An 18,513-nucleotide genomic window follows, 5' to 3' on the forward strand; every position below is an offset into this window, starting at 1 on the left:
CCAAGTATCCAGAATTCCCTATTCCGGTGCACGGGAAAGTGTCCTATGCTCGCGGCTCGTCCTGCTCCAGCGCCGCCATGCCTACCGCCCGCACTGCCTCGCCGTCGATCGACCTGCGCATCCTGCTGCGCAGCATCGGACAGATCGTGCTGCAGGCGAACGCGTTCACCGGCGCGATGCTGGTCGCCGCACTCGCGCTGACCGACCTGCGGCTCGCGTGCGCGGCGCTGGTCGGCGCGGCCGCCGCGAACGTGACCGCAGTGCTGACCGGCGCGGAACGCCGCGCCGTCGAACAGGGTCTGCACGGCTTCAACGGCGCGCTCGCCGCGCTGGTGGCCGTCGTCTTTGCGCCCGCCCCGCTGGCGCTCGTGTTCGCACCGCTCGCCGCGATCGGCGCCGCGCTCGTGCAGCGCGCAATGCGCACCCCGCTTGCGAAATGGCGCCAATGCCCGTATTCGAGTCCGTGCCTGGCAGCCACCGCGCTGTGGCTGCCATTCGTCGCGATGCAGCATGCGAGCGGTGCCGCGACGGACGCGGCGCCGACGCTGTCCTCGATCGCCGCCGCGCTGCTGTCGGGCGTCGCGCAAACCGCTTTCGCACAAGGCCCGTGGGCCGGTATGCTGATCGTTGCCGGCCTCGCGGTCGCATCGCGCCGCGCGGCCGCGTTCGCAGTCGGCGGCGCGATCGTGTCGACCGTGCTGCTGGTCGCACTCGGCGCAGGCGATACCGGATTCACCGACGGCCTGCTCGGCTTCAACGGCGCACTCGCCGCGCTTGCGCTGATGTCGCGCGGCACGCGCACGGCGCTCGCGGCGGCCGCACTGGCCGCGCTGATCCAGTGGCTCGCGATGCACGCGGGCGTCCCGGCGCTCACGGCGCCGTTCGCTCTGGCGTCGTGGATCACGGTGGCCGTCGCCCGCCGCTTTACCCTCGGAGAACCCGATGTCGTCATTCGCACACCGTCCTGACGCCGTGAAGCCCGGCGGCCCGGTCTCGGACGCCGAACGCCGGATGCGCGTCGATCTCGCCGCCGCGTATCGCCTCGTCGCGCTGAACGGCTGGGACGACCTGATCTACACGCATCTGTCCGCGACGGTGCCGGGCGAACCCGGCCATTTCCTGATCAATCCGTTCGGCCTCACGTTCGACGAAGTCCGTGCATCGAATCTCGTGAAGATCGACCTGACCGGCAACCGGATCGGCGACAGCGAGCATGCGGTCAACGTGACGGGCTTCGCACTTCATGCGGCCGTCCATGCCGCGCGGCCGGATGCCGTGTGCGTGATGCATCTGCACAATACGGCCGGCATCGCCGTGTCGATCCAGCGCGACGGGCTGCTGCCGGCATCGCAGCACGCGCTGCGGTTTTACGGCGACCTCGCGTATCACGACTACGAGGCGCTCGCCTTCTCGCCGGCCGAAGGCGCGCGACTGACCGCCAGTCTCGGCGCGAACTCCGCGATGCTGCTGCGCAATCACGGCACGCTGACGGTCGGCCGGACCGTCGCCGAAGCGTATGTGCTGATGGATACGCTGATCAAGGCGTGCGACATCCAGGTGCGCGCGCAGGCAGGCGGCGGACCGCTCGTGCTGCCCGAGCCGGCCGTCGCCGCGCGCACCGCCGAGCAACTGCGCGACGGCGGCGCGATCGAGGGCGAACTGGAATGGCCGGCGCTGCTGCGCCGCCTCGACCGCATCGATCCGTCGTATCGCGACTGACGCCGCCGGCGTACCGACGAACACGAACCGATTCACCCCAACCATCGGAGCATCCAGTCATGCCGACTTTCAATATCCAGTTGTTCGAAGGCCGCACGGTCGAGCAGAAGCGTGCATTCGTCGAAGCGATCACGCGCGTCACGTGCGAGACGCTCGGCTGCGACCCGGGCTCGGTCGACATCATCCTCGCCGACGTGAAGAAGGAGAACTGGGCGACGGCCGGGAAGCTGTGGAGCGAGCGCGAATAAGCCGCTGCCGCGAACCGTTCGAATCCACCGCTTGAAGGGACGCAACGCGTCCCAGCCCCGCCCGCTCTCCCCCGCTCTCCCCGCTTCCCCGCCACATCGGCAAGCCCGTCGGCCTGCCGCCTGCCGTCAAACACCTGCGTCTTATCCCGAAAATTACCCATTGACGTCGATCAAAATCGATTGCAGCGCATGACGGACAATTGCGCTTGAATTCAATTCGTTCGAGCAATACCGAAAAGAGAGAACCGAGGGAAAACGCTGGACCTGCCGCGCACCGCCGCTCAATGGATTCGCGCGATTTTCATTTCGATTTTCCGATGTCCGGTTTGGCACCCGATGATCGAAATCGACTCACTTCGGTTTCAAGCACCCACGCTGGAGAAACAATGAGAATGCTCGTCGACAATCTCAACCCGGACACCACGCGGAACGAGCTTCAGGGTTTTCTTCACAAATACACCGGAGAGACTTTCACGCACATCCTGTTCATCGGGCAAGCAAGCTCGAGGCCGGGTGCGTTGATCGACGTCGAAGGAGCCAACCGCGGTGCGCTCGGGGAAATCCGCAAACGCCTGAACGGCATGTACTGGAAGCGCCGCCGGATTCGCATCTGGATCTTTTCATTCTGGGATTACAGCGACGCCGCCGAAGCCCGGCGTCAACGGGAAAGCCGGAACGAGTCGTCACGCGAAACGCCGGCCATCACGCTGCACCGATAACGGTCGCCCCCAGCAGTAAAAACCCATCCCCGCGCCGTACGCACCGCCGTACGCGCGGCGGCCACGTGCGCGCGACGACTTCACGCACGCTCGTCGATTACAAGGAAGCCTCATGGCTGAACTGATTCACACCGATACTACTGCGCGACCCGCCACGCGCAAGCTGCCGCTCGGCGCGCTGACCGCCCTCGTCGTCGGCTCGATGATCGGCGGCGGCATCTTCTCGCTGCCGCAGAACATGGCTGCCGCAGCCGACGCCGGCGCGATCCTGATCGGGTGGGGCATCACCGCGGTCGGCATGCTTGCCCTCGCGTTCGTCTTCCAGACACTCGCGAACCGCAAGCCGCTGCTCGACGGCGGTGTCTACGCGTATGCGCAGGCCGGGTTCGGCGATTACATGGGCTTCTCGTCCGCATGGGGCTACTGGATCAGCGCGTGGGTCGGTAACGTCGGCTACTTCGTGCTGTTGTTCTCGACGCTCGGCTACTTCTTCCCGATGTTCGGCGAAGGCAACACGCGCGCCGCGATCGCGGCCGCTTCGGTGCTGCTGTGGGCCGTCCATTTCCTCGTATTGCGCGGCATCCGGGAAGCGGCGTTCGTCAACCTCGTCACGACCATCGCGAAGATCGTCCCGCTCGTGGTGTTCATCGTGATCGCCTTCTTCGCGTTCCGGCTCGACGTGTTCCGAGCCGACATATGGGGCCACGCGAATCCGTCGCTCGGCTCGGTGACGAACCAGGTCCGCAACATGATGCTCGCCACCGTCTGGGTGTTCATCGGCATCGAGGGCGCCAGCATCTACTCGGCGCGCGCCGAGAAGCGCAGCGATGTCGGCCGTGCGACCGTGATCGGCTTCGCCGGCGTGCTGCTCGCGCTCGTGCTCGTCAATCTGCTGTCGCTCGGCATCATGACGCAGCCGCAGCTCGCGAAGCTTCAGAACCCGTCGATGGCCGCCGTGCTCGAGCATGTGGTCGGACATTGGGGCGCCGTCGTCATCGGCGTCGGCCTCGTGGTGTCGCTCGTCGGCGCGCTGTTGTCGTGGGTGCTGCTCTGCGCGGAGATCCTGTTCTCGGCCGCAAAGGACCGCACGATGCCCGCGTTCCTGCGCAAGGAGAACGCGAACCACGTGCCGGCCAACGCGCTGTGGCTCACGAACGTGATGGTCCAGATTTTCCTGATCATCACGCTGTTCGCCCAGGGCACCTATCTGTCGCTGATCTATCTGTCGACGTCGATGATCCTGATCCCGTACTTCTGGTCGGCCGCCTACGCGCTCCTGCTCGTCGTGCGCGGCGAAACCTATGGAGCCGACGCCCGCGCACGCCGCAAGGACGGCTGCATCGCCGCGCTCGCGGTGACGTACACGGTGTGGCTGCTCTACGCGGCAGGCGTCAAGTACCTGCTGCTGTCTGCCCTGCTCTACGTGCCGGGCGCGCTGCTGTTCGCGAAGGCGAAGCGCGAACTCGGCAAGCCGGTGTTCACGACCGCCGAAAAAATCGTCTTTGCGGCGGCCGCCGTCGCGGCCGTTGTCGCGGCCTATGCGCTCCATCGCGGTCTCATCTCCCTTTGATCGAACAGGTAACGAACATGACCCATGTCACGCCTCAATTCGGTGTCCACTCCGAAGTCGGCAAGCTGCGCAAGGTGATCGTCTGCTCGCCGGGGCTCGCCCACCATCGCCTCACGCCCAGCAATTGCAACGAATTGCTGTTCGACGACGTGATGTGGGTGAACCAGGCCAAGCGCGACCATTTCGACTTCGTATCGAAGATGCGCGAGCGCGGCGTCGAGGTGCTCGAGATGCACAATCTGCTGACCGACACCGTCGCGAACCCGGCCGCACGCACGTGGATTCTCGATCGCAAGATCACGCCCGACACCGTCGGCATCGGTCTCGTCGACGAAGTGCGCGCATGGCTCGACGGCCTCGCACCGCGCACGCTCGCCGAATTCCTGATCGGCGGCGTCGCGGCGAGCGACGTGCCGGGCGGCAGCCAGTCGAAGGCGCTCACGTTGTTTCGCGACTACCTCGGGCGGTCGTCGTTCGTGCTGCCGCCGCTGCCGAACATGATGTTTACGCGCGACACGTCGTGCTGGATCTACGGCGGCGTCACGCTGAATCCGATGCACTGGCCGGCCCGCCGGCAGGAAACGCTGCTCGTCGCCGCGGTCTACAGGTTCCATCCCCAGTTCGCCGACGAGACATTCGACGTGTGGTACGGCGATCCCGACCGCGACCACGGGATGGCGACGCTCGAAGGCGGCGACGTGATGCCGATCGGTCGCGGCGTCGTGCTCGTCGGGATGGGCGAACGCACCACCCACCAGGCGATCGGCCAGCTCGCGCAGTCGCTGTTCGCGAAGGGCGCGGCCGAACGCGTGATCGTCGCGGGTCTGCCGAACTCGCGTGCGTCGATGCATCTCGACACCGTGTTCAGTTTTTGCGATCGCGATCTCGTGACCGTATTCCCCGACGTCGTGAACCGCATCGTCCCGTTCACGTTGCGCCCGCGCGACGACGCGCGCAACGGCATCGACATCGAGCGGGAAGACAAGGCATTCGTCGACGTCGTCGCGCAGGCGCTGGGTCTGAAATCGCTGCGCGTCGTCGAGACGGGCGGCAACGATTTCGCGGCCGAACGCGAACAATGGGACGACGGCAACAACATGATCTGCCTCGAACCGGGCACCGTCGTCGGCTACGACCGCAATACCTATACAAACACGCAGTTGCGCAAGGCGGGGGTCGAGGTGATCACGATCGGCTCCAGCGAGCTCGGCCGCGGGCGCGGCGGCGGCCATTGCATGACCTGTCCGGTCCTGCGCGATCCGGTCGATTTCTGAAACGGCGCGCACCGCGACGCACCTCCACTTTTTCACGGAGTAACCCGATGAGCCTCAATCTGCACAACCGCAATCTGCTGAGCCTGATCCACCACAACGCGCGCGAACTGCGCTACCTGCTCGATCTCGCCCGCGACCTGAAGCGTGCGAAGTACAGCGGCACCGAACAGCCGCGCCTGATGCGCAAGAACATCGCGCTGATCTTCGAAAAGACCTCGACCCGCACGCGTTGCGCATTCGAGGTCGCCGCATACGACCAGGGCGCCAACGTGACCTATATCGATCCGACGTCGTCGCAGATCGGTCACAAGGAAAGCATGAAGGACACGGCGCGCGTGCTGGGCCGGATGTACGACGCCATCGAGTATCGCGGCTTCCGCCAGGAGATCGTCGAAGACCTGGCGCGCTACGCGGGCGTGCCCGTGTTCAACGGACTCACCGACGAATACCATCCGACGCAGATGCTGGCCGACGTGATGACGATGCGCGAGCACAGCGACAAGGCGTTGCACGACATCAGTTACGCGTATCTCGGCGATGCGCGCAACAACATGGGCAATTCGTTGCTCCTGATCGGCGCGAAGCTCGGGATGGATGTGCGGATCGGCGCACCGAAGTCGCTGTGGCCGGCCGCGGAGCTGATCGCGCAATGCGAGGCGTTCGCGGCCGAAAGCGGCGCGCGGATACTGTTGACCGAAGATCCGCATGCGGCAGTCGAGGGCGTCGACTTCATTCACACCGACGTGTGGGTGTCGATGGGCGAGCCGGTCGAAGCATGGGACGAGCGGATCGCGGCGCTGCTGCCGTATCAGGTCAATCGCACGCTGCTCGAATCGACGGGCAACGCGCGCACGCGGTTCATGCACTGCCTGCCGGCCTTCCACAACAGCGACACGACAGTCGGCCGGCAGATCGCCGAACGCTATCCGCACCTGAAAGACGGCATCGAGGTTACCGACGAGGTGTTCGAATCGCCGCGCTGCATTGCGTTCGAACAGGCCGAAAACCGCATGCACACGATCAAGGCCGTCCTCGTCTCGACACTCGGCGGCATCTGACGACCCGCACGCGCAACCGGATGGTGCGTCGCATCGCACCGTCCGCACTTCAAGGAGAAACACGATGCGCATCGTCATCGCATTGGGCGGCAACGCGCTTTTGCAACGCAATCAGCCGATGTCCGAGGCCCGGCAACGACAGAACGTGAGAATCGCCGCCGCCGAGATCGCCCGGATCGCCCCCGGCAACGAACTGGTGATCGCGCATGGCAACGGCCCGCAAGTCGGGCTCCTCGCGCTGCAGGCTGCCGCCTACGCACCGGTCGAGCCGTACCCGCTCGACGTGCTCGGCGCCCAGACGGAAGGGATGATCGGGTATCTGATCGAGCAGGAACTCGGCAACCTGCTGCCCGCCGACATGCCGTTCGCCACGCTGCTGACGCAAGTCGAAGTGGACCCTGCCGACCCGGCGTTCGACCGGCCGACCAAGCCGATCGGCCCGGTCTATTCGCGCGCGGAGGCCGAGCGGCTCGCGCATGAAAATGGCTGGCACATCGCGCCCGACGGCGACGCGTTTCGCCGGGTCGTACCAAGCCCTCGACCGCACCGCATCTTCGAGATCCGTCCGATCAAATGGCTGCTGGAAAAAGGCGCGATCGTGATCTGCGCGGGCGGTGGGGGCATCCCGACGCGCTACGATGCGAACGGCAAGCTCGCGGGTGTCGAAGCCGTCATCGACAAGGATCTGTGCGCGTCGCTGCTGGCGCGCGAATTGCAGGCGGACTTGCTGCTGATCGTCACCGACGTCGACGGCGCATACGTGGACTGGCGCCTGCCGACCCAGTCGCTGATCGAAGCCGCCCATCCGGACGCGCTCGATGAGCTCGGCTTCGCGGCCGGCTCGATGGGGCCGAAGGTGCAGGCCGCCATCGAGTTCGTACGACAGACGGGCCGGGACGCGGCCATCGGCTCGCTCGCCGATATCGCCGCGATCGTCGCGGGTCGAGCCGGCACGCGCGTGACCACGAAGGTGAACGGCGTCCGTTGCAGGAAACCGCAATAGCGGGGATGTGCGGCGCCGCAATATCCGTGCCGATGCGTTCGGCCGGCGTGCCGTCGATCAGTGCAATGCGTCACGGACACATCGATCACGCGCGTCACGGTTCGGCGTCGCCGGAACCTCCCGCGCGATACGCGCTCGAACCGCGGTAACACCCGACCGAACGCGCCGCACGCCGCGGCGCCAGAAGGAGACCGCATGATCGACGACAAACGTATCGCCACCGCACTGAACGACATGATCGTGTCGATGGGCGGGCAACTGGATCAATCGCTGCGGCGGGTCGAAGAGACCTGCCCGCCCCATGAATTCGTCGCCTATCGCGAATTCGTGTCGCAAGTATTGACCACGATGCTGCTCGACTTCATGAACCCGCTCTACGCGCGGCACCCCGACCTGAAGCCGCCGGACCTCGCCTGACCCGCCCGCGCAGCGCCGCGCACGCGCGCTGCGTGCGCCTCTTCCTTCCCTGCTGCCTGTTGTGCGCCCGCACATCGCTCCGTCACGCAATCGGCGCATAATGCCGAACACACAACGCAGCAGCCAATGGCCAGCCGATCAGGAGACCGCCATGGAAGCGAAGAACGAAGAAGTCGTCGCACACCTGCTCTCGGATGTCGTCGAATTCGCGCGCGGGCGCCTGCCCGAAGCCACGTTCCGGATCGTCGAACCGTTCCTGCGTCATTACTACGACTTCGTCGACGCCGACGATCTGCAGGATCGCAGCATCGCCGACCTGTACGGCGCCGCGATGGCGCACTGGCAGACCGCCCAGAAATTCGTGCCCGGCAGCGAGCGGCTGCGCGTGTACAACCCGATCGTCGAGCAGCACGGCTGGCACTCGGACCACACGGTGATCGAGATCGTCAACGACGACATGCCGTTCCTCGTCGACTCGGTGACGATGGCGGTGAACCGCCTCGGGCTCGCGCTGCACTCCGCGCTGCACCCGGTGTTCCGCATCTGGCGCGGCGGCAACGGCGGGATCGAGCGTGTCGACGCCGGCGGCGCGACGGCCCCCGACGGCCAGTCGCAACTCGCCTCGTTCATCCATTTCGAAGTCGACCGCTGCGGCGACGCCGCGTTGCTCGACACGCTGCGCGACGACATCGCGCGCGTGCTCGGCGACGTGCGCGCGTCGGTCGAGGACTGGCCGAAGATCGTCGACATCGCGCGCGCGACGATCAAGGACATGAAAGCCCGCGAATCCACCGCGGAAGACATCGAGGCGCGCGCCTTCCTCGAATGGATGGCCGCCGACCACTTCACGTTCCTCGGCCAGCGCGACTACTCGCTGGTATCGGATGCGTCGGGCTTCGGGCTGCGCGGCGTCGAGGGGTCCGGCTTCGGCCTGCTGCGCGAATCGCTGCGGCCGTCCGGCGCGCCGGACGTGACGCCGCTGCCGCCGGCGGCCGCCGAGATCATCACCGGCCCCTGGCCGATCTTCCTGACCAAGGCGAACTCGCGCGCGACCGTGCACCGGCCCGGCTACCTCGACTACGTCGGCGTGAAACTGGTCGGCGCCGACGGCAAGGTGACCGGCGAGCGCCGCTTCATCGGGCTCTACACGTCGACCGCGTATATGGTGTCGAGCGCCGAGATCCCGATCGTGCGCCGCAAGTGCGCAAACATCGTGCGGCGCGCGGGCTTCCTGCCGAAGGGCCATCTCGGCAAGTCGCTGGTGACGGTGCTCGAGACCTATCCGCGCGACGAACTGTTCCAGGCCGACGAAGACCAGCTCTACGACATCGCGCTCGGCATCCTGCGCCTGCAGGAACACCAGCGCACGCGCCTGTTCGTGCGGCGCGACCGCTTCGACCGCTTCGTATCGTGCCTCGCGTTCGTGCCGCGCGACAAGTACAACACCGACCTGCGCCGCCGCATCGCGAAGCTGCTCGTCGACGCATACAACGGCGTGAACGTCGAATTCACGCCGCTGCTGTCGGAATCGGCGATCGCGCGGATTCATTTCGTCGTCCATGCCGAACCGGGCACGATGCCGGACGTCGACACGCGCGAGCTCGAAGCGCGGCTCGTGCAGGTCGCGCGCCGCTGGCAGGACGATCTCGCGGACGCATTGCTCGACGCGTTCGGCGAGGAGCAAGGCAACCGGCTGCTGCAGCGCTATGCGGAATCGTTTCCGGCCGGCTATCGCGACGACTATCCGGCGCGCACGGCCGTGCGCGACATCGAGCTGATCGAGCGCGTGAAGGAGTCGGGCCAGCTCGCGATGAACCTGTACCGCCCGATCGAGGCCGGCCCGCGCGCGTTCCGCTTCAAGGTGTATCGCGCGGGCGACCCGATCGCGCTGTCGCGCAGCCTGCCGATGCTGGAGCATCTGGGCGTGCGCGTCGACGAGGAGCGGCCGTACCGGATCCAGACGCAGGATGCCGCGCCCGCATGGGTACACGACTTCGGCCTTGAACTCGCCGACGACACCGAATTCGACATCGAGCGCGTGAAGGGCTTGTTCGAGGATGCGTTCGACCGGATCTGGAGCGGCCGGATCGAGAACGACGACTTCAACCGCCTGGTGTTGCGCGCCCACCTGAGCGCCCGTGAGGTCACGATCCTGCGGGCGTATGCGAAATATCTGCGGCAGGTCGGCTCGACGTTCAGCGACGCGTACATCGAGCGCGCGCTGACCGGCAATCCGGCGATCGCACGGCAGCTCGTCGAGCTGTTCCTGCTGCGCTTCGACCCGGCCATCGGCGGCACGCGCGACGTGCAGGCCGAACACCTGCTGAAGGCCATCGAGACGGCGCTCGACCAGGTGCCGAACCTCGATGAAGACCGGATCCTGCGCCAGTTCCTCGGCGTGATCAACGCGACCGAGCGCACCAACTATTTCCTGCTCGACGCGAACGGCGAATCGAAGCCGTACCTGTCGTTCAAGTTCAATCCGGCGAAGGTGCCCGGCCTGCCCGAGCCGAAGCCGATGTTCGAGATCTGGGTGTACTCGCCACGCGTCGAGGGCGTGCACCTGCGCGGCGGGCGCGTCGCGCGCGGCGGGCTGCGCTGGTCCGACCGCCGCGAGGATTTCCGCACCGAGGTGCTCGGGCTGATGAAGGCGCAGATGGTGAAGAACGTCGTGATCGTGCCGGTCGGCTCGAAAGGCGGCTTCGTCGTGAAGAACCCGCCGCCGCCGAGCGATCGCGAAGCGTGGATGCGGGAAGGCATCGCGTGCTATCAGACGTTCCTGCGCGGCCTGCTCGACCTGACCGACAATCTCGCCGGCAACACGATCGTGCCGCCGCCCGACGTGGTGCGCCACGATCCCGACGATCCGTATCTCGTCGTCGCGGCCGACAAGGGCACGGCCACCTTCTCCGATTACGCGAATGCGATCTCGCACGAATACGGCTTCTGGCTCGACGATGCGTTCGCGTCCGGCGGCTCGGTCGGCTACGACCACAAGAAAATGGCGATCACCGCGCGCGGCGCGTGGGAATCGGTGAAGCGGCACTTCCGCGAGATGGGCGTCGATACGCAGACGACCGACTTCACCGTGGTCGGCGTCGGCGACATGTCGGGCGACGTGTTCGGTAACGGGATGCTGCTGTCGCCGCATATCCGGCTCGTCGCGGCCTTCGATCACCGGCACGTGTTCCTCGATCCGAACCCCGACCCGGCGACGAGCTTCACGGAGCGCGAGCGGATGTTCGCGCTCGAACGCTCGAGCTGGGCCGACTACGACACCTCCGTGATCTCGCAGGGCGGCGGCGTATACCCGCGCACCGCGAAGACGATCCCGCTGTCGCCGGCCGTGCAGGCCGCGCTCGGCATCGACGCGCACGCGCTGCCGCCGACCGAGCTGATCCGCGCGATCCTGCAGGCGCCGGTCGACCTGCTGTACAACGGCGGCATCGGTACCTACGTGAAGGCCGCGCACGAAACCCACCAGCAAGTCGGCGATCGGGCGAACGACGCCGTGCGCGTGAACGGCGCGGACTTGCGCTGCAAGGTCGTCGGCGAAGGCGGCAACCTCGGCTGCACGCAGTTCGGCCGCATCGAGTTCGCGCAGCGCGGCGGGCGCATCAACACCGACGCGATCGACAACTCGGCGGGCGTCGATTGTTCGGATCACGAAGTCAACATCAAGATCCTGCTCGGCCTCGTCGTCACCGACGGCGAGATGACCGAGAAGCAGCGCAACGCACTGCTCGCGGAAATGACCGACGAAGTCGGGCTGCTGGTGCTGCGCGACAACTACTACCAGACGCAGGCGCTGTCGATCGCCGGCCGCTACAGCGTCGAGCTGCTCGACGCCGAGGCGCGCCTGATGCGCTGGCTCGAACGCGCGGGCCGCCTGAACCGCGTGATCGAGTTCCTGCCGACCGACGATGAGATCGCCGAACGGCAAACCGCGAAACAGGGCCTGACGTCGCCGGAGCGCGCGGTGCTGCTCGCGTACAGCAAGATGTGGCTGTACGACGCGCTGCTCGACTCCGACGTACCGGAAGATCCGCTCGTCGCCGCGATGCTCGTCGACTATTTCCCGACGCCGCTGCAACAGCGCTTCAACGAACCGATGCAGCGCCATCCGCTGCGTCGCGAGATTCTCGCGACGCACCTGACCAACGCGCTCGTCAACCGCGTCGGCTGCGCGTTCGTGCACCGGCTGATGGAGGAAACCGACGCGAAGCCGGGCGACATCGTGCGCGCGTGCATCATGGCGCGCGACGTGTTCGATCTCGATGCGGTGTGGCGCGACATCGACGCGCTCGACAACCGTGTCGCCGACGACGTGCAGGCGCGCATGTTCGTCGACGTCGCACGGCTGCTGGAGCGCGCGGCGCTGTGGTTCCTGCGGCAGCTGCAATCGGGCGCGGTCGCCAACGGCGGCGTCGCCGGCTTGATCGCGCGCTGCCGCGACGCGGTGCAGCGCCTCGCGCCGCAATTGCCGTCGCTGCTGCCGACGAGCGATCTCGAGGCGTTGTCCGAGCGGCAGCGCGTGCTGGTGGACGCCGGCGTCGACAGCGCGCTCGCCGGGCGCGTCGCGAACGGCGACATCTCCGCCGCGCTGCTCGACATCGCCGAAGTGGCCGCGACCTGCGATCGCAGCCTCGAGCTGGTCGCGGGCGTGTACTTCTCGCTCGGCACGCTGCTGAACTACCGGTGGATCGGCGAACGCGCGGCCACGCTGCCGGCGCCGACGCACTGGGACATGCTGGCGCGCGCGGCCGCGCTCGCGGAAATCGCGCGGCTCAAGCGCACGCTTGCGACCAGCGCGCTGGCGGAATCGGCCGACTCGACGGCGCCGGAGACGATCGTCCACGCGTGGCGCGAACGCCGCGAAGCCGCGCTGGAGCGCTACGAGCATCTGCTCGCCGACTTGCGCGCGTCGGGTGGCGCAAGCCTCGCGGTGCTGCTCGTGATCGTGCGCGAGATGGCCGTGCTGGAACGCGCGTGACGCATGAGCGCGGCGTTACACCGTCGCGACCAGCAGCTCTTCCGCGTTGTTCGGCGGACGCAGGCCGTCGGGTCGATCGGCGAAGTAGCGGCGCGTAAGCTCGGCGGCCGACACATGCTCGGCCCGCGCGAAGCCGGCCTGCGCCGCGAGCGCGCGGATCTCCGCCGGCATGAAGAAGCTGATGAACGGCGTGCCGCTCGCGGCCGCGCCCTTCGCGGCCATCTCGAGCGCCGGGCGCACGTCCGGATCCGCATGCTCGAGCGGCAGCAGGAAGGTCATCGCGAACGTCGAACCCGGCGCGAGCGACGCGACTTCGCGCAGCGACGCCGCGTTCGCGTCGCGCGTCAGGTACATGCTGACGCCGGTGGACACCACGACCGCCGGTTTGCCCGCATCGAAGCCCGCGCCAACCAGCGCGTCGCGCCACGACTGCTGCGCCTCGAAATCGACCGGCACGAACCGCAGCCAGTCCGGCACGCCGAAACCGAGCTCGGTCAGGCGGCGCCGCTTCCACGCCTGCGGCGCGGGCGGATCGACTTCGAAGACGGTCAGGCGCGACGCCATCTCGGGCCGGCGCTGCACGAAGCTGTCGAGTCCCGCGCCGAGAATCACGTACTGGCTCACGCCCTGCGCGGCCTGCTCGACGACGAGATCCTCGATGAAGCGCGCCCGCGCGACGATCGATGCGCGAAACGGCCGTGTGAACCGCGGATCCATGTCGCCGCGCTGCCGCCAGCCGGGCGCCGGTGCGAGCAGGCGCAGGCCGACTTCATCGGCGAGCACGTGCGGCGGCGCATCGAGTTCGACGTGCAGCGCGCGCCACAGCGCGACGCGGGCGGCGGTGCTGTCGGGGGCGTCCTGATGGTCCTGCGGCTGGTCCTGATGGAGGCCTGTCATCGCCGCGGCCTCATGCAGCCGATGTGCCCGGCGCCTGCAGGCGCCACACGCGACCGTCGGGATCTCGCACGGTCATGTCCCGCGTGCCCCAGTGCGTATCCTCGAACGGCGTGACCACGTCGACGACCGGCTGCGGCCGGACCGACTGTTCGTCGGGCACCGTCAGCACGACCTGCATGTCCGGCGTCTCGCTCGTCGGCACTTCGGCGATGAACAGATACGGGCCGTCGCCGCGCCTCAACTGGCCCGACGCGTGATCGGTTTCGAATTCCAGCGTGAAGCCCAGCGCCTGGAAGAACTTCGCCGACTTGCCCCAGTTGTGCGTCGTCAGGTACACGGCTTCGATTCGCCCGGATGACATGTCATTCCTCCTTGATGGACGGCCCGGCTCCCGGTGGCGGAGCGGCCAGATACGCGCGCAATGCGTCGGCCACCAGCGCGGACAGCGACTGCTCCGTTTCGATGGCGCGATGCTTGACCTGCCGGATCAGGCTCAGCGGCAGGTACACGTTGAACTGCTTCACTTCCTCGTCGCTCATGATTACTAGTATGCTAGCAAAATAGCAAAAGTCCAACAGGGAACGGAATCGGCGGCGTGGCGTGCGGCCTGCGGCCGCCGCCGGCCATGCCGCCGCTCGCTACGCGGTCACGTCATGTTGGCCCGCGCCGCCACCCGCGCGAACAGCGCGTCGAGATCGAAGCCGGTCGTATCGATGCCGATCGTGTCGCGCAGGCATGCGCCCCACGCCGCCGCGTCGTCGAACGTGACGGTGCGCCCCGCGCCCGCCGCGTCGCGCAGCGTCAGCACGGTGTTGAACAGCGCCGCGCGGCCGTCCGGCAGCACGCGGCATGCGATCAGGTCGTTCACGAAGATCGATTCGGGATACGTCGACGTGAACCAGTTCGCGGCCTCGTAATCGATCCACTCGGCCCGCTTCAGCGAGAAGCGATAGGTCGTCTGCCAGCCGTCGGGAATCTCGAACTGCATGTCGAACTCGCCGTCGACCGGCGCGCCGACCACGCGAAACGCGCCGTGCGGCGTCAGTTGCCGCTCGTCGGGCACGAAGCGCAGCGGCGCGGTGAGTGTCGCGCTGCCGAAGCCGATGTCCGCGAGCCACGTCGCGCCGTCGAGATCGATGCGCAGCAGCATGTGCGTCTGCGCGGTGACGACGTCGGGCGGCCGCATCCAGCGCACGCGCGCGATCAACGGCGTCACGCGGAAACCGATGTGGGTGAGCGCGGTGTAGAACAGCTTGTTGAGTTCGAAGCAGTAGCCGCCGCGGCGGTGCGCGACCACCTTGTCGACGATCGCCGGCACGTCGAGCGCGACACGCGCGCCGGTCAGCGGATTGAGGTTTTCGAACGGGATCGCCTGCGGGTGCAGCAGATGCAGCCGGCGCAGCACGTCGAGCGTCGGCTCGGCCGGGCCGTCGTAGCCGATGCGGGCGAAATAGCGCGGAAGGTCGAACGAGTCAGTCATGAACCGGCACCGGAAACGGGGAACACGCACGATAGCATCGAGCGCAATCCCCATGTTGCGCGGGGCCTTCCCGGTGCGCCGCGCGCGGCTACCAGCACCGCGGCGCGCGGCGCCGATAACGTTACGGCAGCAGCTTCAGCGCGGACGACGCGACCGCCGGCACCGAGATGCCCTGGCTCGTCGCGAACTGCACGGCCTGGCTGAGCGTCGACGCGAGCGACTGCAACTGGCTAGGCGCGCTTTGCGCGATATACGACGCTGCCTGCATGTTCTGCGGATTCAGGCCCGCCTGCAGCAGCGACGCGGCGCTGGTCGAACCGAGACTGCCGAGCCCCGGCTGCAGCTGCGAGTACTGCGTGAGGCCCTGGCCGAGCGATGCGAGGCCGTTGCTGAACGCCTGCTTGTCGACCGGGCCGTGCGTCGCACCGCCGCTCGCGAACGCCTGGCCGAGCGCCTGCGACACCGACTGCTGCGCGCCGCCCATCTGCGACAGCGCGGCCGGCGTCAATGCGTTGCCGCCGCCGAGCAGGCCGGCGGCCTGCTGCGCCTGCCCGGCCGCGCCGGTGAGCCCCATCGCCGACGCGAGCGACGACTGGCCGGCCAGCACCTGCTGGTTCGCGCCGACGTACGCCTGCACCAACTGCGCGACGCCGCCCTGCGACGGTGCGGCCTGCTGCTGCCCGCCGCCGAGCAGCGACGATCCGATCGCCTGCAGGTCGAGTTGCGCATGCGCGCTGCCGTTGACGCCCAGCAGGATGCCGAATGCGATGCCCGCCGATGCGAGGTGCTTGCCCGTCGCGCGAATCTGCTTCATCTGTTTCCCTCGTGCCCGAATTATTGATGCGGATATTGTCGAAGCGCGTCGCGCGCCGCCGCAACGACTGAAACACATCGAAACGAAATCGCGCGCCGCGGCCGCTTGCAATTCCGCCGCCGTCCGGGCTCGCCGCGCGCATTCGTCCGCATTTGCCGCGCGATCTCGGCGGCGCATCGGGATTCGTTCCTTGCCTGCATCAATATTGCTGGTCGCGGGCGCCCGGGATCGGAGCCGCCGCGTGCGTCACGCAGCCATCCAGGCCGGCAGCCGTCGGCCGACCCAGTCGGCCGCCTGCTCGTAGCCGCGCGCGAGCTGCAGCACCGCGAGATCCGCGCGCGGCCGGCCGATCAGCTGCATCCCCATTGGTAGCCCCGCGTCGTTGAAGCCGACCGGCACGCTGATCACCGGGCAGCCGGCCAGCGTCCACGGCACGACCGTTTCCATCCAGCGGTGGTAGGTATCCATCGCGCGGCCCGCGATTTCCTTCGGCCAGCGCTGTTCGACGTCGAACGGGAACACCTGCGCGGTCGGCGCCGCGATGAAGTCGTATCGATCGAAGAAGCTCAGCACGGCCTGATGCCACGCGGTGCGCTCGATGCTCGCGTCGAACACGTCGGCAGCCTGCATCGCGAGCAGCCCTTCGACCTCGTAGATCGCCTCGGGCTTGAGCAGCGCACGCCGTGCCGGGTCGCGATAGTGCGCGAGCAGCCCGCCGCCGGACAGCAGATGCCGATGCGTGAGCCAGAGGCGCCAGATCCGCTCGGGCGCGAACGCCGGCAGCGCCGCATCGACGTCGCAGCCGATCTCGCGCAGCGTCGCGAGCCCCTTTTCGCACTGCGCGAGCACGCCCGGCTCGGTCGCGAGATAACCGTTCCAGTCGCCGACCCACGCGATGCGCTCGCCGCGCAGGTCCTTGTCGAGCGACTTCGTGAACACCACGGGATCGTCCGCGAGCGACAGCGGATCGTTCGGGTCGTAGCCGGCCTGGATCGACAGCAGGTGCGCGACGTCGCCGACCGTACGGCCCATCGGCCCTTCGATGCCGAGCTGCTGCATGAACACGTCGACGGCCGGCCAGCGCGGCACGCGGCCCTGCGACGGACGCAAGCCGTAGATGTTGCAGAACGCGGCCGGATTGCGCAGCGAGCCGCCGAAGTCGCTGCCGTCCGCGACCGGCAGCATGCGCGCGGCGAGCGCCGCCGCCGTGCCGCCGCTGCTGCCGCCCGCGCTCTTCGTCAGGTCGTACGGATTGCGCGTCGCGCCGTGGACTTCGTTGAACGTATGCGAGCCGAGACCGAACTCCGGCGTGTTGGTCTTGCCGATGAAGATCGCACCCGCCGCGCGCATCCGCCCGACGCCGACCGAGTCGGCCTGCGGCACGTTATCGCGGAAGATCGGCGAGCCGTAGGTCGTCCGCAACCCTTTCGTCATCGCGATATCCTTCGGCGCCTGCGGCATCCCGTGCAGCCAGCCGTGATATTCGCCGCGGGCGAGCGCCGCGTCCTTTTCCGCGGCTTCGGCGAGCAGCGTCGCGCGATCGCGCAGCGAGACCAGCGCGTTCACCGCGCCGTTCACGCGCTCGATGTGATCGAGATACGCACGCATCGTCTCGACGCAGGAGACCGCCTTGCTGCGGATCGCCGATGCGAGCTCGCCGGCCGACAGGCGCACGATCGGGTCGACGGTGATGGAAGCGGGGGCGAGAAGCTGCGGGGCGCCGTGCGGCATGCGAGGTCTCCTGGAACTGGAAGGGAATGGCGAGCCGCGTGGTGGGCCGCACTCCGTCCCGAGCGGCCGGCAATGGGCCTGGAATGGGTTGGAGGGGCCGCGCCGCGACCGATGCCCTACTCTACGCGACGCCCGATGGCCGACCTTCGATATTTTCCGCCGCGATTCATTGAGGATCCGACTAAATCGGCATGCCGCATGGCAGCAGGTATTTGGAGACAACAAAGTCCGCTGCAAAAAGCGATCGAAACGCCGCAGCGATCCTTGCGCCAATAATCTGAGGAAATTCACAAAGTCTGCGCATTGCTCGCCAAGGATGAGCTAACCTTTGCTTCCACATCCACAAAGTCTGCTGCAGCCGCGTTCCGGCGAACTCGGCGGCGACACATAAAAAACGGGGTGGGATGGAAATCCTCGCGCGTCGCGTCAAGTGAAAGACTGCTAAAGGCTCACCGAGCTTATAAAACAAGCGCGCCGCAAGCCAGCTGACTTTTTCGGCACGCCCTCTCTCTGAAGCCATGAGAAGGACAGACGACGTCATGAATTTCCCTCCGATATATCCTCTTGAAAGGAAATCGTTCACTACGGCT

At 67.3% G+C, this 18,513-nt stretch carries 17 protein-coding genes; 10 read left to right on the plus strand and 7 right to left on the minus strand.

Annotation, left to right across the window (positions count from 1 at the left end):
* The first annotated feature begins 77 nt into the window (after positions 1–77).
* The 10 genes from ACP26O_RS17510 (at position 78) to ACP26O_RS17555 (ending at position 13,001) form a co-directional block, all read left to right on the plus strand.
* Positions 78–968 carry an urea transporter gene (locus ACP26O_RS17510; protein ID WP_175663636.1) on the plus strand — a complete coding sequence of 297 codons (891 nt, stop codon included), beginning with the start codon at positions 78–80 and terminating at the stop codon, positions 966–968.
* Entirely contained in the window at positions 943–1,719 is a 777-nt protein-coding gene (locus ACP26O_RS17515) for a class II aldolase/adducin family protein (RefSeq protein ID WP_175663635.1), read from the plus strand. Before ACP26O_RS17510 ends, ACP26O_RS17515 begins: the two co-directional genes overlap by 26 nt.
* Positions 1,720–1,778: 59 nt before the next feature.
* Positions 1,779–1,967: a 4-oxalocrotonate tautomerase gene (locus ACP26O_RS17520; protein WP_012366292.1), complete on the plus strand. Its 189-nt coding sequence runs from the start codon at positions 1,779–1,781 to the stop codon at positions 1,965–1,967.
* A 386-nt stretch (positions 1,968–2,353) separates the two neighbouring features.
* Positions 2,354–2,686 carry an RNA recognition motif domain-containing protein gene (locus tag ACP26O_RS17525; RefSeq protein ID WP_105831248.1) on the plus strand — a complete coding sequence of 111 codons (333 nt, stop codon included), beginning with the start codon at positions 2,354–2,356 and terminating at the stop codon, positions 2,684–2,686.
* Positions 2,687–2,798: 112 nt separating this feature from the next.
* Complete coding sequence (arcD, locus tag ACP26O_RS17530; protein WP_175663634.1) at positions 2,799–4,256, plus strand: arginine-ornithine antiporter; 1,458 nt, start codon at positions 2,799–2,801, stop codon at positions 4,254–4,256.
* A gap of 17 nt (positions 4,257–4,273) precedes the next feature.
* A complete protein-coding gene (gene arcA / locus ACP26O_RS17535; protein WP_175663633.1) occupies positions 4,274–5,530 on the plus strand; it encodes an arginine deiminase in 1,257 nt (418 codons plus the stop codon).
* A gap of 47 nt (positions 5,531–5,577) precedes the next feature.
* Positions 5,578–6,588 carry an ornithine carbamoyltransferase gene (locus ACP26O_RS17540; RefSeq protein WP_126225615.1) on the plus strand — a complete coding sequence of 337 codons (1,011 nt, stop codon included), beginning with the start codon at positions 5,578–5,580 and terminating at the stop codon, positions 6,586–6,588.
* Positions 6,589–6,652: 64 nt separating this feature from the next.
* Positions 6,653–7,591 (plus strand): carbamate kinase, encoded by a 939-nt coding sequence (arcC, locus tag ACP26O_RS17545; RefSeq protein WP_175663632.1) that lies wholly within the window; start codon positions 6,653–6,655, stop codon positions 7,589–7,591.
* A 195-nt stretch (positions 7,592–7,786) separates the two neighbouring features.
* On the plus strand, positions 7,787–8,008 hold the full coding sequence (locus tag ACP26O_RS17550; protein WP_012366298.1) for a hypothetical protein: 222 nt from the start codon (positions 7,787–7,789) through the stop codon (positions 8,006–8,008).
* A 151-nt stretch (positions 8,009–8,159) separates the two neighbouring features.
* Positions 8,160–13,001, plus strand: coding sequence for an NAD-glutamate dehydrogenase (locus ACP26O_RS17555; protein WP_175663631.1), 4,842 nt, complete (start codon positions 8,160–8,162; stop codon positions 12,999–13,001).
* Positions 13,002–13,016: 15 nt separating this feature from the next.
* On the opposite strand, the gene ACP26O_RS17560 is transcribed toward ACP26O_RS17555, so the two are convergent.
* From ACP26O_RS17560 to ACP26O_RS17590, 7 genes are all read right to left on the minus strand, one after another.
* Complete coding sequence (locus tag ACP26O_RS17560) at positions 13,017–13,898, minus strand: class I SAM-dependent methyltransferase (protein ID WP_175663630.1); 882 nt, start codon at positions 13,896–13,898, stop codon at positions 13,017–13,019.
* 10 nt (positions 13,899–13,908) lie between these two features.
* Positions 13,909–14,259, minus strand: coding sequence for a VOC family protein (locus ACP26O_RS17565; RefSeq protein ID WP_175663629.1), 351 nt, complete (start codon positions 14,257–14,259; stop codon positions 13,909–13,911).
* A gap of 1 nt (position 14,260) precedes the next feature.
* Positions 14,261–14,437, minus strand: coding sequence for a ribbon-helix-helix domain-containing protein (locus ACP26O_RS17570; RefSeq protein ID WP_041490059.1), 177 nt, complete (start codon positions 14,435–14,437; stop codon positions 14,261–14,263).
* 107 nt (positions 14,438–14,544) lie between these two features.
* Positions 14,545–15,378 carry an arylamine N-acetyltransferase family protein gene (locus ACP26O_RS17575; RefSeq protein WP_011659076.1) on the minus strand — a complete coding sequence of 278 codons (834 nt, stop codon included), beginning with the start codon at positions 15,376–15,378 and terminating at the stop codon, positions 14,545–14,547.
* Between the two features lie 121 nt (positions 15,379–15,499).
* Complete coding sequence (locus tag ACP26O_RS17580) at positions 15,500–16,192, minus strand: hypothetical protein (RefSeq protein WP_175663628.1); 693 nt, start codon at positions 16,190–16,192, stop codon at positions 15,500–15,502.
* A gap of 246 nt (positions 16,193–16,438) precedes the next feature.
* The gene (locus tag ACP26O_RS17585; RefSeq protein WP_175663627.1) at positions 16,439–17,923 is read right to left on the minus strand and encodes an amidase; all 1,485 of its coding nucleotides are present in this window, start codon (positions 17,921–17,923) and stop codon (positions 16,439–16,441) included.
* A 181-nt stretch (positions 17,924–18,104) separates the two neighbouring features.
* The gene (locus ACP26O_RS17590; RefSeq protein ID WP_175663626.1) at positions 18,105–18,506 is read right to left on the minus strand and encodes a hypothetical protein; all 402 of its coding nucleotides are present in this window, start codon (positions 18,504–18,506) and stop codon (positions 18,105–18,107) included.
* Positions 18,507–18,513: the final 7 nt, after the last annotated feature.

It is taken from the genome of Burkholderia sp. R-40 (assembly GCF_049942845.1).
Taxonomy (GTDB): Bacteria; Pseudomonadota; Gammaproteobacteria; order Burkholderiales; family Burkholderiaceae; genus Burkholderia; species Burkholderia ambifaria.

Excerpts from the sequence above, each read along its gene's own strand:
- ACP26O_RS17510 (WP_175663636.1), top strand. The coding sequence starts at position 78 with ATGCCTACCGCCCGCACTGCCTCGCCGTCGATCGACCTGCGCATCCTG.
- ACP26O_RS17515 (WP_175663635.1), top strand. The coding sequence starts at position 943 with ATGTCGTCATTCGCACACCGTCCTGACGCCGTGAAGCCCGGCGGCCCG.
- ACP26O_RS17520 (WP_012366292.1), top strand. The coding sequence starts at position 1,779 with ATGCCGACTTTCAATATCCAGTTGTTCGAAGGCCGCACGGTCGAGCAG.
- ACP26O_RS17525 (WP_105831248.1), top strand. The coding sequence starts at position 2,354 with ATGAGAATGCTCGTCGACAATCTCAACCCGGACACCACGCGGAACGAG.
- arcD (WP_175663634.1), top strand. The coding sequence starts at position 2,799 with ATGGCTGAACTGATTCACACCGATACTACTGCGCGACCCGCCACGCGC.
- arcA (WP_175663633.1), top strand. The coding sequence starts at position 4,274 with ATGACCCATGTCACGCCTCAATTCGGTGTCCACTCCGAAGTCGGCAAG.
- ACP26O_RS17540 (WP_126225615.1), top strand. The coding sequence starts at position 5,578 with ATGAGCCTCAATCTGCACAACCGCAATCTGCTGAGCCTGATCCACCAC.
- arcC (WP_175663632.1), top strand. The coding sequence starts at position 6,653 with ATGCGCATCGTCATCGCATTGGGCGGCAACGCGCTTTTGCAACGCAAT.
- ACP26O_RS17550 (WP_012366298.1), top strand. The coding sequence starts at position 7,787 with ATGATCGACGACAAACGTATCGCCACCGCACTGAACGACATGATCGTG.
- ACP26O_RS17555 (WP_175663631.1), top strand. The coding sequence starts at position 8,160 with ATGGAAGCGAAGAACGAAGAAGTCGTCGCACACCTGCTCTCGGATGTC.
- ACP26O_RS17560 (WP_175663630.1), bottom strand. The coding sequence starts at position 13,898 with ATGACAGGCCTCCATCAGGACCAGCCGCAGGACCATCAGGACGCCCCC.
- ACP26O_RS17565 (WP_175663629.1), bottom strand. The coding sequence starts at position 14,259 with ATGTCATCCGGGCGAATCGAAGCCGTGTACCTGACGACGCACAACTGG.
- ACP26O_RS17570 (WP_041490059.1), bottom strand. The coding sequence starts at position 14,437 with ATGAGCGACGAGGAAGTGAAGCAGTTCAACGTGTACCTGCCGCTGAGC.
- ACP26O_RS17575 (WP_011659076.1), bottom strand. The coding sequence starts at position 15,378 with ATGACTGACTCGTTCGACCTTCCGCGCTATTTCGCCCGCATCGGCTAC.
- ACP26O_RS17580 (WP_175663628.1), bottom strand. The coding sequence starts at position 16,192 with ATGAAGCAGATTCGCGCGACGGGCAAGCACCTCGCATCGGCGGGCATC.
- ACP26O_RS17585 (WP_175663627.1), bottom strand. The coding sequence starts at position 17,923 with ATGCCGCACGGCGCCCCGCAGCTTCTCGCCCCCGCTTCCATCACCGTC.